Source organism: Pseudomonas sp. Marseille-P9899 (genome assembly GCF_903166565.1).
Classification (GTDB): Bacteria; Pseudomonadota; Gammaproteobacteria; order Pseudomonadales; family Pseudomonadaceae; genus Aquipseudomonas; species Aquipseudomonas huaxiensis.
The window spans coordinates 570406-583215 of record NZ_CAESCG010000004.1; the positions used below are offsets into that span (position 1 = coordinate 570406).

At 64.0% G+C, this 12810-nt stretch carries 7 protein-coding genes and 1 pseudogene; 7 read left to right on the top strand and 1 reads right to left on the bottom strand.

The genetic code is table 11. The features are described from left to right. Positions 1-9 precede the first annotated feature (9 nt). From HWV67_RS22330 to HWV67_RS22360, 7 genes are all read left to right on the top strand, one after another. Entirely contained in the window at positions 10-1884 is a 1875-nt protein-coding gene (locus tag HWV67_RS22330; RefSeq protein ID WP_218585613.1) for a hypothetical protein, read from the top strand. 276 nt (positions 1885-2160) lie between these two features. Beyond that, positions 2161-2685: a sigma-70 family RNA polymerase sigma factor gene (locus HWV67_RS22335; RefSeq protein ID WP_175652816.1), complete on the top strand. Its 525-nt coding sequence runs from the start codon at positions 2161-2163 to the stop codon at positions 2683-2685. Beyond that, positions 2682-3659, top strand: coding sequence for a FecR domain-containing protein (locus HWV67_RS22340; RefSeq protein WP_256680171.1), 978 nt, complete (start codon positions 2682-2684; stop codon positions 3657-3659). The genes HWV67_RS22335 and HWV67_RS22340 overlap by 4 nt, the downstream gene beginning before the upstream one ends. Positions 3660-3756: 97 nt before the next feature. Continuing rightward, positions 3757-6195 (top strand): TonB-dependent siderophore receptor, encoded by a 2439-nt coding sequence (locus HWV67_RS22345; RefSeq protein ID WP_175652817.1) that lies wholly within the window; start codon positions 3757-3759, stop codon positions 6193-6195. Positions 6196-6408: 213 nt separating this feature from the next. Then, a complete protein-coding gene (gene mexE / locus HWV67_RS22350) occupies positions 6409-7653 on the top strand; it encodes a multidrug efflux RND transporter periplasmic adaptor subunit MexE (protein ID WP_110972927.1) in 1245 nt (414 codons plus the stop codon). 12 nt (positions 7654-7665) lie between these two features. Then, positions 7666-10845, top strand: a complete 3180-nt coding sequence (locus tag HWV67_RS22355; protein ID WP_175652818.1) for an efflux RND transporter permease subunit — start codon at positions 7666-7668, stop codon at positions 10843-10845. Then, complete coding sequence (locus HWV67_RS22360; protein ID WP_110972929.1) at positions 10842-12269, top strand: efflux transporter outer membrane subunit; 1428 nt, start codon at positions 10842-10844, stop codon at positions 12267-12269. Before HWV67_RS22355 ends, HWV67_RS22360 begins: the two co-directional genes overlap by 4 nt. A gap of 434 nt (positions 12270-12703) precedes the next feature. Here HWV67_RS22360 and HWV67_RS32385 read toward each other — a convergent pair. Beyond that, a pseudogene (locus tag HWV67_RS32385) lies at positions 12704-12810 on the bottom strand (IS110 family transposase); the annotation flags it as partial.

Sequence of the window (12810 nt, forward strand, 5' to 3'; positions counted from 1 at the left end):
AGTTTCATGATGAGCACCAAAGCCCCACCTGTTGCGCGTGAGCCCTTCATCATCGGTGACCCGCTGATCGGCGGTTTTGTTTGCGGCAGCTATCGCTATGAAAACGCCAGCGGCAGCTCCGAAGGTTCGTCCCGTCTGCAGTGGTATTTCAACAACGCGCCGATCCCGGCACCCGAAGGTACCCTGCGCGATCTGAAGGTTACCGAAGCGTTCGAGGGCGGCAGCCTTGTGTTCGCCGTCACGCCCATCGCTGCCAGCGGCGAGAGCGGCGTGGAAACACGCTCCGAAGCGAAGACGGCAACCTCCGACTTCCAGGGCATCAGCCAGGAAGAGAGTGAAAACAGCTTCCTCAAACAGGAAGGCAATTTCTCCTTCCATGTACCTGAACCAGGAGGTCGACGGTTCGTCTCCACCGGTGGGGCGTTCGGCCTGCTCGACTGGGCATCCCAGACCATGTTCTTCGAAGGCCAGGCCACCTGGGGGATGCCGGTGCCGCCCGAGTTCCTCAACTACTTCAAGAACAACCCCGCCACCCGGATGTTCACCACCGAACGAGACTTCGGCGCGCTGGTCAGGAATGGCTCGAGCAATCAGTTGCTCGTCTGGGGCGCCAATATGCCGGCCAGCCACTCGGTCAAGCTCAGCGATATCAAGACGGTGTACAGCAACCGCTGGTGCCTGGCCTTCATCTACAACAATCCGGCACAGGGTGAGAACCGGATCGGCGCCATCGGACACCGGGGGGATGGCGACGTCATTTCCGCCGATATTCAGCAAGCGCTGTATTTCGATATCCCGCTTGCCATCTATGCCACGGAAAACGCCTTCGCCGTCAGGACCGAGAACGGCAAGGTCTACGCCTGGGGCAATGCCGCGGGTGGCGGCACCATCCCGCCGAATGTGCGTCAGCAGCTCGACTCTATGTTTGTCGAACGCATCATTGCCGCTGCCGCAGCGTTCTGCGCCATCGGCCGCAACGGCGAAATTGCGGTGTGGGGCAATCCCAACGATGGCGGGACCCTTCCGACCGCCGCGCACCTGGAGATTATCGAGGACGGTGGGGTCAATTCGGTGATTGCCAACACCACGGCGTTCTGCGCGATTACCCGTGATCGCCGCAAGGCGATCAGTTGGGGCAAGGCGCCTGAAGGGGGCACGATGTCGGCCACCGCCTTAGTGGTTGCCAAGAAAGGCAGCATCCTGATGTGCAAGGCTACCCGCTGGGCATTCTGCATCGTCAGCGATTCGGGCGAAGCGGAAGCCTGGGGCGCCCCGCAGTATGGCGGCGCCTCCATTACCGGGCCCGTGCGCGCCGAAATCGCCGCAGCAGTCGGCGAAGTCCGGGCCGGGCCCAGGAGTGCGAAAGACTATGTCGGTAGCCGGGCCATTACTGTCCCGGGCAAGGTCCAGGTGTATTCCAACGACCTGAGCTTCCTGCTCTGCAGCCAGAACACCGACGGCAGCACCCGTGCCGTCGTGGTCTGGGGTCACCATGCCCATGGTGGTGCCCTCACAGCAGTACAGCGCCAGCGATTGATGGACGGCAGGATCAAAGGGGTCTGGTGTACCAACGGAGCCTATGGCGTTGTTCTTGCACAGGGTCCCGTCTACGGCTCGGTGATGGTCTGGGGAGCGACACTGGCCATGGAGGACGCGGGTGAAATTCCGCCAGAACTTGCCCAGTACCTCACCCAGGGCGTGATCGAGCTGTACTCGATCAAGCGCTATCCCTTCTACGAGATAATCCCGCCACCTAACCCGCCGCATATCGACCCTTCATTGGTCGCAGTGTGCGAGGACGGCAGCTACGTCATGTGGGGCGGGAACGTGCGCAACCAGCGCTACGTGCCCGGTCAACCGGCCAAGGGAGCGGGGGAAAAGTAGCCGTCGCACCCTGGCTCGACGCCTCCACAACGAACGACCGCCAGTGCTGACTGGCGGTTGTTCGTTGTGGGGGCTGTGTGGGTCGACTATCGACACCGCGCTATCAATCTCCTCGGCTTCGTTCGATTCGTCCCCCACTCGCGCCTGAACGCAGAATCCCTGATTGCCACCTGCACCGCCAATTGAATTCCGGGGTGATATCACCGTACTATCGATAACAATTCCCATTTAACATCATCCGGTCACGCTGTCCGGGTGCTGGAGTTTGCTGTCGAGATGCCCCATTCCCCTTCTCCTTCCGATGTCGGCTGGCTCTATCAGGAGCATCACGGCTGGATCCGCGCCCTGCTCAAACGCAAGCTGGGCAACGCCAGCGACGCCGCGGAACTGGCCCATGACGTGTTTCTGCGACTGCTCAGCCAGCCCCGCGAATTCTCCAGCGAAGCCCATGCCCGCGCCTACCTGAACACGGTGTCGCGCAATGTCTGCGTGGACTTCTGGCGCCGTCGCCGGGTGGAACAGGCCTGGCTGGAAACCCTCGCCGAGCGCCCCGAAGCCTGCATGCCCAGCGAGGAACATCAGCTCCTGGTCCTGGAAGCGCTGGAGCAAGTGCAGGCCATGCTGGAGAAGCTGCCGGCAGCGGTGGCCGAGGCCTTTCTCCTGGCTCAGTTGCACGGCATGGGTTATCGCGCCATTGCCGAGCGAATGGGCGTCAGTGAACGCACCGTCACCAGCTACATGGCCAAGGCGATGTTCCAGTGCGCCTTGCTGGAAGCCGAGCTGGATGCGGCGCTGTCGTGAAGAGCGACGTCGATCACGCCATCCTGCAGCAGGCCGCCGACTGGTACGCGCAACTCGCCGGCCAACCCGAAGACCACACGCTGCGCCAGGCGTGGCAGCGCTGGCATGAACAGCACGAATCGCACCGGCAGGCATGGGTCTTCGTCGAGCGGGTCAGCCAGCGTTTCGCGCCGCTGCACAACGATGTCGATGACGCCGCGCAGACCCTCGATCAACTACGTCGCCAGGGCATTGCCCGCCGCCGCGTGCTGCGCGGCGTTGCCGGGATCACCGGCTTCGGCTTGCTCGGTCTGCTGGGTTGGCGTCCGCTGCTGCGCGAGCCATTGATGGCGTGGCAGGCTGATCTGCGCAGCGCGACCGGCGAAATCGCCGAGCAGCGCCTGGCCGATGGCACGCGGCTGTGGCTCGCCAGCGGTACGGCGCTGGATGTCAGCTTCGATGACCGTCAACGCACCCTGCGCCTGTATCGCGGTGAGGTGCTGCTCAGTACCGCCAGCGATCCGCGGCCGCTGGTGCTGCACACCGCCCAGGGCAGCCTGCAACCGCTGGGCACCCGTTTCAGCGTCGCGCTCGATGACGGCAACACGCAGCTTTCGGTCTTCGAAGGCCGGGTGCTGGCGCGCTGCGCGGGCTCATCGGCACAAGAGGAAGTACCGGCGGGGTTCGGCCCGCGCTTCGACGGCAACACCTTCGGCCCGCTATCCCCCGCCTCCCCCACACGGGAAGCCTGGAGCCGTGGGGTGCTGCTGGCCGAAGACATCGAGCTGAGTCGCTTCGTTGCCGAACTGGGCCGCTACCGTCGCGGCTACCTTGGCCTCGACCCCGCGCTGCGCCATCTGAAAATCATGGGCACCTTCCCGCTTCACGATACCGACCAGGCCCTGGCAATGCTGGAGCGGACCCTGCCGGTGAAGGTGCACCGGCGCCTGCCCTGGTGGGTGACCATCGAACCGCTGGCGTCCGCCGCCGGATGAATTCCTGAAAAAAATTCGCCTATCGCTTTCCGGTTTTTTCGACTCGTTCGATTCAAGCCAATAGCAACTGCACAGCGACTTTTTCAAGGAACCCAGCATGTCGTCACCTTCCCGCCTTCGTCTCACCCCGATCGCCCTGGCCATTGCCCTGGCGATCCCGGCCGTGGTCCTGCCCGGCCTGTCGGTTGCGGCCGCCGAGCACACCGAGAGCCGCCGCTTCGATATCGCCGGCGGCCCGCTCAGCGCCCGCCTCAACCAGTTCGCCGAGCAGGCCGGAATCTACCTGAGCGGCGACACCCGCCTGACCGAAGGCAAGACCGCCAATGCCCTGCGCGGCAACTACAGCACCCAGCAGGCACTGAGCCTGCTGCTGACTGGCAGCGGCCTGAGCGCGCAACTGATCGGCGACAACCGCTACCTGCTGCAACCGGCGCCAACCGGCAGTTCGGCCCTGGAACTGGGCGCGACCTCCATCGAAGGCCGGCTCGATGCAGTGACCACCGAGGGTAGCGGCTCCTACACCTCGCCCGTGACCTCCATCGGCAAAGGCACCAAGCGGGTCAAGGACATCCCGCAGTCGGTCAGCGTGGTCACTCGCCAGCGCATGGATGAGCAGAACCTGCGCTCGGTCACCGATGCCCTGGCGCAAACGCCCGGCGTCACCGTGGTGCCGTCGTTCACCGGCAGCCAGTTCTATTCCCGTGGTTTTTTCCTCAACAGCTTCCAGTACGACGGCGTGCCGCTGGAGCGCCAGCTCTACGCCCGCGGCTCCAGCTTCACCGGGCAGACCGCGATCTACGACCGGGTCGAAGTGCTGCGCGGTCCGCAAGGTCTGCTCGAAGGCGGCGGCGATCCTTCCGGTGCGGTGAATCTGGTGCGCAAGCGGCCTACCGCCACCGCCCAGACTCACCTCAGCGCCAAGGCCGGCTCCTGGGACCACTACGGCGTGCAACTGGACACCACCGGCCCGCTGGACAGCGACGGCCGCCTGCGCGGTCGGTTCGTGGCGGACTACGACACCAGCCAGTCGTTCGTCGATGAAGTGGCGTCGGACAACCAGACCTACTACGCCGCCCTCGACTACGACCTGAGCGATCGCACCACCCTCGGCCTCGGCTACAGCCACGAGCGCAGCGACGCCACCCCCTACGCCATGGGTATCCCCAACTACACCAACGGCAGCATGCCGCGCTTCAGCCGCTCGGCGTATTTCGGTACCCAATGGGATACCTGGGACAAACGCCAGGACACCTACTACCTGGACCTGACCCAGCAGCTCGATGACAACTGGAAGGTCAAAGGCAGCCTGGTGAACATCCGCGAGTTCAATGACTTCAAATACATGCAGCGCCGTGGTCGCCTGGGCCCCGGCTACACCTTCAACGGCGACGCCTACACCTTCGATTATTTCTCCGAGCACTGGGGCGGCGACCTCAATGCCACCGGCGACCTGGAACTTTTCGGCCGGCGCCTGGGCGTCACCGTCGGCGGCAACTATTCGCGGCTCAAAAGCCACGATGTCTGGGGCGCACGCTACAACGTGGTCAGCCCGATCAATATCTTTGACTACCAGCCCAGCGCCAACGAGCCCAGCAGTGCCTCGATCTACGCCGCCAACACCTGGGACGACGGCTACACCTCGACCCAGAAAGGCGTTTATGCGGTGGGCGACTACCAGTTGACCGACCGCCTGCAACTGATCGTCGGTAGCCGCTTGTCCAGCTTCCGTACGGTGTTCGACTCCGATGGTGTCTGGGGTGTGAGCCGCAGCGTGGCGCAGAAGACCGGCAAACTGACCCCTTACGCCGGCCTGGTGTACGCGCTGAACGAGGACTGGAACGCCTACGCCAGCTACACCGAGATCTTCAAACCGCAGACCCAGCGCACGGCTGCCGGCTCGATCCTCGAACCGCGCACCGGCAACAGCTACGAAATCGGTCTCAAGGGCGAGCACGCCGGTGGTCGCCTGAACACCAGCATCGCCCTGTTCCAGATGGAGCAAGACAACATCGGCCTGGTGGATTCCAGCGTCTCGTCGGCCGTGGCCACGGCCCAATGCGGCGGTACCTGCTATGCGCCGTCGGGGACCATCCGCAGTCGCGGCTTCGAGGCGGAAGTCAGCGGCGAAGTGGCCCAAGGGCTGGATCTGTACGCGGCATACACCCTTAACCTGCTGAAGTACCTGGACGAAGAACCTGCCACCACCGCCGCCAACATCACCGGCACCACCGACACGCCGAAACACATCCTGCGCACCTGGGCCAACTATCGCTTGCCGGGCGAGTGGCGCGCGCTATCGGTCGGGGGCGGGGTCAATGCCCAGAGCCGGGCGGCAGGTTATGGCTATTACGGGCGCGAACAAGGCGGCTATGCGATCTGGAATGCGCGGCTGGCCTATGATTTCGACGAGCACCTGACAGCGGCGCTGAACTTCAACAACGTCTTCGATCGCCGGTACTACAAGGCGATCGACTACGACCACAACTTCTACGGTGATCCGCGCAATGTGCTGATAAGCCTGGATTATCGATTCTGAGTTGAGGACACCTGCAGGAGCGAGCTTGCTCGCGATCAGAGGCCCCTGATCGCAAGCAAGCTCGCGCCTACCCCAACTTCAACTATCAACGCCACGCGATAACACGCCACTTCTATCATTGCGCGTGATAGTCACCTTCGCTTCGTTCGATTCGTCCCCACCCGCGCCTGAACGCAGAATCCGCCCACTATCAATATATTGGCGGAGTTCTCCATGGAGCAGTCACTCAAACCCTTGCGCTATCCCCTTGCTGCGTTGGCCCTTCTGGTGATGAGTGCCTGTGGTCGCACCCCGGAGGCGGTCCAGGCACCCGGCGCGCCGAAAGTCAGCGTGGCCAAGGTGCTGGAACAACCCATCAATGAATGGGACGAGTTCACCGGCCGCCTCGAAGCGCCGGAAACCGTCGAGGTCCGCCCGCGCGTCTCCGGGCAGATCGACCAAGTGGCCTTCACCGAAGGCGCCCAGGTCAACAAAGGCGACCTGCTGTTCCAGATCGACCCACGTCCGTTCCAGGCTGAGGTCCGCCGCCTCGAAGCCCAGGTGCAGCAAGCCCGCGCCACCGCCATCCGCAGTGAAAACGAAGCCCAGCGCGGCGAACGCCTGCGCAGCAGCAACGCTATTTCCGCCGAGCTTGCCGAGTCGCGCACCAGCGCTGCCGCCGAAGCCCGTGCCGGGGTCGCGGCGATCCAGGCGCAACTGGACCTGGCCAAGCTGAACCTGAGCTTCACCCGCGTGACCGCGCCGATCAGCGGGCGCGTCAGCCGCGCCCAGTTCACCGCCGGCAACATCGTCACCGCCGATGTCACGCCGCTGACCAGCGTCGTTTCCACCGACCGCGTCTACGCCTACTTCGATGCCGACGAACGCGTCTACCTCAAGTACACCCAGCTCGCCCGCGACGGCCAGCGCGGCCAGACCACCCCGGTGTACCTCGGCCTGTCCAACGAAACCGGCAACCCGCACCTGGGCCAGATGAACTTCGTCGACAACCAGGTCAACCCGAAGACCGGCACCATCCGTGGCCGCGCCGTGTTCGACAACCGCGACGGCCAGTTCACCCCCGGCCTCTACGCCCGCCTGAAACTGGTCGGCAGCGCCACTTACTCGGCAGTGCTGATCAACGACGAAGCCGTGGGCACCGACCTGGGCAAGAAGTTCGTGCTGGTGATGGACAAAGACAACAAGGCCGATTACCGCCCTGTGGAGCTCGGTCCGAAACTCGAAGGCCTGCGCATCGTTCGTGCCGGTCTGAGCAAGGAAGACCGCATCGTGGTCAAGGGCCTGCAACGCGTTCGCCCAGGTTCGCCGGTCACCCCTGAAGAAACACCGATGGCCAGCGAAGCGACCCTCGCCGCCCTCGCCCAACAGCGCCAGGCCCTGGAAGCTGCCAACCGTCCGCAAACGCCCGTTGGCGCCGCGACGGTCAAGCTCGCCAGCGCCACAGCTCCACGCGGTTAAGGGACCAGCCCAATGAATTTTTCCCGGTTTTTCATTACCCGGCCGATCTTCGCCGCGGTGCTCTCGCTGCTGATCCTGATCGCCGGCGCCATCTCGCTGTTCCAGTTGCCGATCAGCGAATACCCGGAAGTCGTGCCGCCGACCGTGGTCGTGCGCGCCAACTTCCCCGGCGCCAACCCCAAGGTGATCGGCGAAACCGTCGCCGCGCCGCTGGAACAGGCCATCACCGGTGTCGAGAACATGCTGTACATGTCCTCGCAGTCCACCGCTGACGGCAAGATCACCCTGACCATCACCTTCGCCCTCGGCACCGACCTGGACAACGCCCAGGTGCAGGTGCAGAACCGCGTGACCCGCACCCAGCCCAAGCTGCCGGAAGAAGTGACGCGCATCGGTATCACCGTCGACAAGGCCTCGCCCGACCTGACCATGGTCGTGCACTTGACCTCGCCGGATCAGCGCTACGACATGCTCTACCTGTCCAACTACGCCATCCTCAACATCAAGGATGAACTGGCGCGCCTCGGCGGCGTCGGCGATGTGCAGTTGTTCGGCATGGGCGATTACTCGCTGCGGGTCTGGCTCGATCCGAACAAGACCGCTTCGCGCAACCTGACCGCCAGCGACGTGGTCACCGCCATTCGCGAACAGAACCGCCAGGTCGCCGCCGGCCAGCTCGGCGCACCACCTGCGCCCGGCGCCACCAGCTTCCAGCTCTCGGTCAACACCCAGGGCCGGCTGGTCAGCGAAGAAGAGTTCGAAAACATCATCATCCGCTCCGGCGAGAACGGTGAAATCACCCGCCTGAAAGACATCGCCCGGGTCGAGCTTGGCTCCAGCCAATACGCCCTGCGCTCGCTGTTGAACAACCAGCCGGCTGTGGCGATCCCGATCTTCCAGCGCCCTGGCTCCAACGCCATCGAGATCTCCGACGAAGTGCGCGGCAAGATGGCCGAGCTGAAGAAAGACTTCCCCGAAGGCATGGACTACAGCATCGTCTACGACCCGACCGTGTTCGTTCGCGGCTCGATCGAAGCGGTGGTGCACACCCTGTTCGAAGCGCTGATCCTCGTGGTGCTGGTGGTGATCCTGTTCCTGCAGACCTGGCGCGCCTCGATCATCCCGCTGGTGGCCGTGCCTGTGTCGCTGATCGGTACGTTCGCGGTGATGCACCTGTTCGGTTTCTCGCTCAACGCGCTGTCGCTGTTCGGCCTGGTGCTGGCCATCGGTATCGTGGTGGACGACGCCATCGTGGTGGTGGAGAACGTCGAGCGGAACATCGAACTCGGCCTCGAACCGATGGAAGCCACGAAAAAAGCCATGAGCGAAGTGACCGGGCCGATCGTCGCCACGGCACTGGTGCTGTGTGCGGTGTTCATCCCGGCGGCGTTCATCTCCGGCCTTACCGGGCAGTTCTACAAGCAGTTCGCCCTGACCATCGCCATCTCCACCGTGATCTCGGCCTTCAACTCGCTGACCCTGTCGCCGGCGCTGGCCGCCGTGTTGCTCAAGGGCCATCATGCGCCGAAGGACCGTTTCTCGCGGTTGCTCGATCGCCTGCTCGGCGGCTGGTTGTTCCGTCCGTTCAACCGCTTCTTCGAGCGTGCCAGCCATAGCTATGTCGGCACCGTCGCACGGGTGATCCGCCGCAGTGGCGTGGCCATGTTCATCTACGCCGGGCTGATGGTGCTGACCTGGATGGGCTTCTCGTCCACCCCGACCGGCTTCGTTCCCGCGCAGGACAAACAGTACCTGGTGGCCTTCGCCCAATTGCCGGACGCCGCCAGCCTCGACCGCACCGAAGCGGTCATCAAGAGAATGAGCGAAATCGCCCTGAAACAACCGGGCGTGGCTGACTCGGTGGCCTTCCCCGGCCTGTCGATCAACGGTTTCACCAACAGCCCCAACAGCGGCATCGTGTTCACCCCGCTCAAGCCGTTCGATGAGCGTAAAGACCCGAGCCAGTCGGCTGCCGCCATCGCCGCCGCGCTGAACGCGCAGTTCGCCGATATCCAGGACGCTTACATCGCGATCTTCCCGCCGCCGCCGGTACAGGGGCTGGGCACCATCGGCGGCTTCCGCCTGCAGATCGAAGACCGCGGCAACCTGGGCTATGAAGCGCTGTACAAAGAAACCCAGAACATCATCGCCAAGAGCCACAACGTGCCAGAGCTGGCCGGGCTGTTCACCAGCTACCAGGTCAACGTGCCGCAGGTCGATGCTGCCATCGACCGGGAAAAGGCCAAGACCCACGGCGTGGCCATCAACGACATCTTCGACACCCTGCAGATCTACCTGGGCTCGCTGTACGCCAACGACTTCAACCGTTTTGGCCGCACCTACCAGGTCAACGTCCAGGCTGAACAGCAGTTCCGTCTCGACGCCGAGCAGATCGGCCAGTTGAAGGTGCGCAACAACCAGGGCGAGATGATCCCGCTGGCGACCTTCATCAAGGTCAGCGACACCTCCGGCCCTGACCGCGTCATGCACTACAACGGCTTTATCACTGCCGAGATCAACGGTGCCGCAGCTCCGGGCTACAGCTCCGGCCAGGCGGAAAAGGCCATCGAGAAACTGCTTAAAGAAGAGCTGCCCAACGGCATGACCTTCGAGTGGACCGAGCTGACCTACCAGCAGATTCTTGCCGGTAACACCGCGCTGTTCGTCTTCCCGCTCTGCGTGCTGCTGGCCTTCCTGGTGCTGGCTGCCCAGTACGAAAGCTGGAGCCTGCCGCTGGCGGTGATCCTGATCGTGCCGATGACCCTGCTGTCGGCGATTACCGGGGTGATCCTGTCCGGTGGCGACAACAACATCTTCACCCAGATCGGCTTGATCGTGCTGGTGGGGCTAGCGTGCAAGAACGCCATCCTCATCGTCGAGTTCGCCAAGGACAAACAGGCCGAAGGCCTCGACCCGCTGGCCGCGGTACTGGAAGCCTGCCGCCTGCGTCTGCGGCCGATCCTGATGACCTCGTTCGCCTTCATCATGGGTGTGGTGCCGCTGGTGTTCTCGTCCGGTGCCGGTGCTGAAATGCGTCATGCCATGGGTGTGGCGGTGTTCTCCGGGATGATCGGGGTGACCATCTTCGGCCTGCTGCTGACGCCTGTGTTCTTTGTCCTGATCCGTCGTTACGTCGAACGCAGCCAGGCGCGCAAGGCCGCGCGGCTGACCGCCGTGGAGAACCACGCATGAACCCGTTGAACCTGAGCGCTGCAAAACTGTGGATGCCGAGCCTGTTGGTGCTGGCCCTGAGCGCCTGCGCCGTGGGCCCGGACTACAAGGCCCCGGAAACCGCCGCCGCCCACCTCGCCGCCACCGACGGCCAGGCCGGCCTTGACCGCAACCGCTTCGAAAGCGCCTGGTGGCACCAGTTCGAAGACCCGGTGCTGGACCAGTTGGTGACCCAGTCGCTGAACGGCAACCGTGACCTGCGCGTGGCATTCGCCCGCCTCAAGGCGGCCCGCTCGATCCGCGAAGACGTCGACAACGACGCCTTCCCCACCGTCACCAGCCGCGCCAGCAGCAACCTCGGCAAAGGCCAGATTCCGGGCCAGACCGAAGACCGGGTCAACAGCGAACGCTACGACCTGGGCCTGGACATGGCATGGGAACTGGACCTGTTCGGCCGCATCCAGCGTCAACTGGAAGCGAGCCAGGCCCAGGAAGCCGCGGCCCAGGCCGACCTGCAACAACTGCAAGTCAGCCTGATCGCCGAACTGGTGGACGCCTACGGCCAGCTTCGTGGCGCGCAACTGCGCGAGAAAATCGCCCTGGCCAACCTCAAGACCCAGCAGGATTCTCGCGGCATCACCGAGACCCTGCGCGATGCTGGCGTAGGCAACGAACTGGACGTGGTCCGCGCTGATGCCCGCCTGGCGGCGGTAGAAGCAAGCGTGCCGCAACTGCAGGCGGAACAGGTGCGAGCGCGCAACCGCATCGCCACCCTGCTCGGCCAGCGGCCGGACGCGCTGAGCGTCGATTTGTCGCCGGCGCAACTGCCGGCCATTGCCAAGGCTCTGCCGGTGGGCGATCCGGGCGAACTGCTACAACGCCGCCCGGACATCCGCCGCGCCGAACGCCAACTGGCGGCGGCCACCGCCAACGTCGGCGTTGCCACGGCCGACCTGTTCCCACGGGTCAGCCTGAGCGGCTTCCTTGGCTTCACCGCCGGTCGTGGTTCGCAGATCGGCTCGTCGGCGGCGTCTGCCTGGGCGCTTGGCCCGAGCATCACCTGGGCCGCGTTCGACCTGGGCAGCGTCCGCGCCCGGTTGCGCGGCGCCAACGCCGATGCCGAAGGCGCACTGGCGACCTATGAACAGCAAGTGCTGCTGGCGCTGGAAGAATCGGAAAACGCCTTCAGCGACTACGGCAAACGCCAACAACGCCTGCTCTCGCTGCTGAAACAGAGCGAAGCCAGCCGCAAAGCTGCGGAGCTGGCCTCGATCCGCTACCGCGAAGGCACGGTGGACTACCTCGTCCTGCTCGACGCCGAACGCGAGCGCCTCGCGGCGGAAGACGCCCAGGCCCAGGGCGAAGTCGAGTTGTATCGCGGCATCGTCGCCATCTACAAAGCGTTGGGTGGCGGCTGGCAAGCCGAGGCTGTCGCGGCCAGGTAATTCAGAGCTCCTTTGGTTGGTGAACACCGACCTTTTTGCCCCGCAGGTTTAGGCCTTGCGGGGCTTTTTTTGGTTGGTTTTTTGGGCCGCATCGCCGGCAAGACCGGCTCCCACGGGTTTTCGGGCGGTGTATGCAAAACCCTGTGTGTGGCTTGCCAGAGGATCGGGTCATGGCCACCAAGTGCTAGCCGATAGTTCTTCAGCGCTCTTGAGATCGAGCGCCGCCCGCGCGGCGCATCGCGAGCAAGCTCGCTCCTACATTTTTTGCAACGAGCCCATGTCTGTCAGGCCATGCTTGACTGCCTTGGTAGTTCGGCTCGATTACGAGGCTGGCGCCTCAGCCGCCCCGTCCCCTTCAGCCATGCACCAAGGCTGGCAACTCCAATCTCACAGGCCATGGCGCGTTGCAACCAATGTAGATACTCTGTTCGCGGTCAAGCTTTCAGCAGGTGCTTTTCGCTAAAAAGCTTGGCCGTGTCGAAGGGTTCTCCGCTTCTCATACAGGCCCATATGCCCGTCAAATATTTCCGCATGACAGCCG

What these genes read in the sequence shown, in the direction of transcription:
- HWV67_RS22355 (WP_175652818.1), top strand. Translation starts at nt 7,666, where the DNA reads ATGAATTTTTCCCGGTTTTTCATTACCCGGCCGATCTTCGCCGCGGTG.
- mexE (WP_110972927.1), top strand. Translation starts at nt 6,409, where the DNA reads ATGGAGCAGTCACTCAAACCCTTGCGCTATCCCCTTGCTGCGTTGGCC.
- HWV67_RS22330 (WP_218585613.1), top strand. Translation starts at nt 10, where the DNA reads ATGAGCACCAAAGCCCCACCTGTTGCGCGTGAGCCCTTCATCATCGGT.
- HWV67_RS22335 (WP_175652816.1), top strand. Translation starts at nt 2,161, where the DNA reads ATGCCCCATTCCCCTTCTCCTTCCGATGTCGGCTGGCTCTATCAGGAG.
- HWV67_RS22345 (WP_175652817.1), top strand. Translation starts at nt 3,757, where the DNA reads ATGTCGTCACCTTCCCGCCTTCGTCTCACCCCGATCGCCCTGGCCATT.
- HWV67_RS22360 (WP_110972929.1), top strand. Translation starts at nt 10,842, where the DNA reads ATGAACCCGTTGAACCTGAGCGCTGCAAAACTGTGGATGCCGAGCCTG.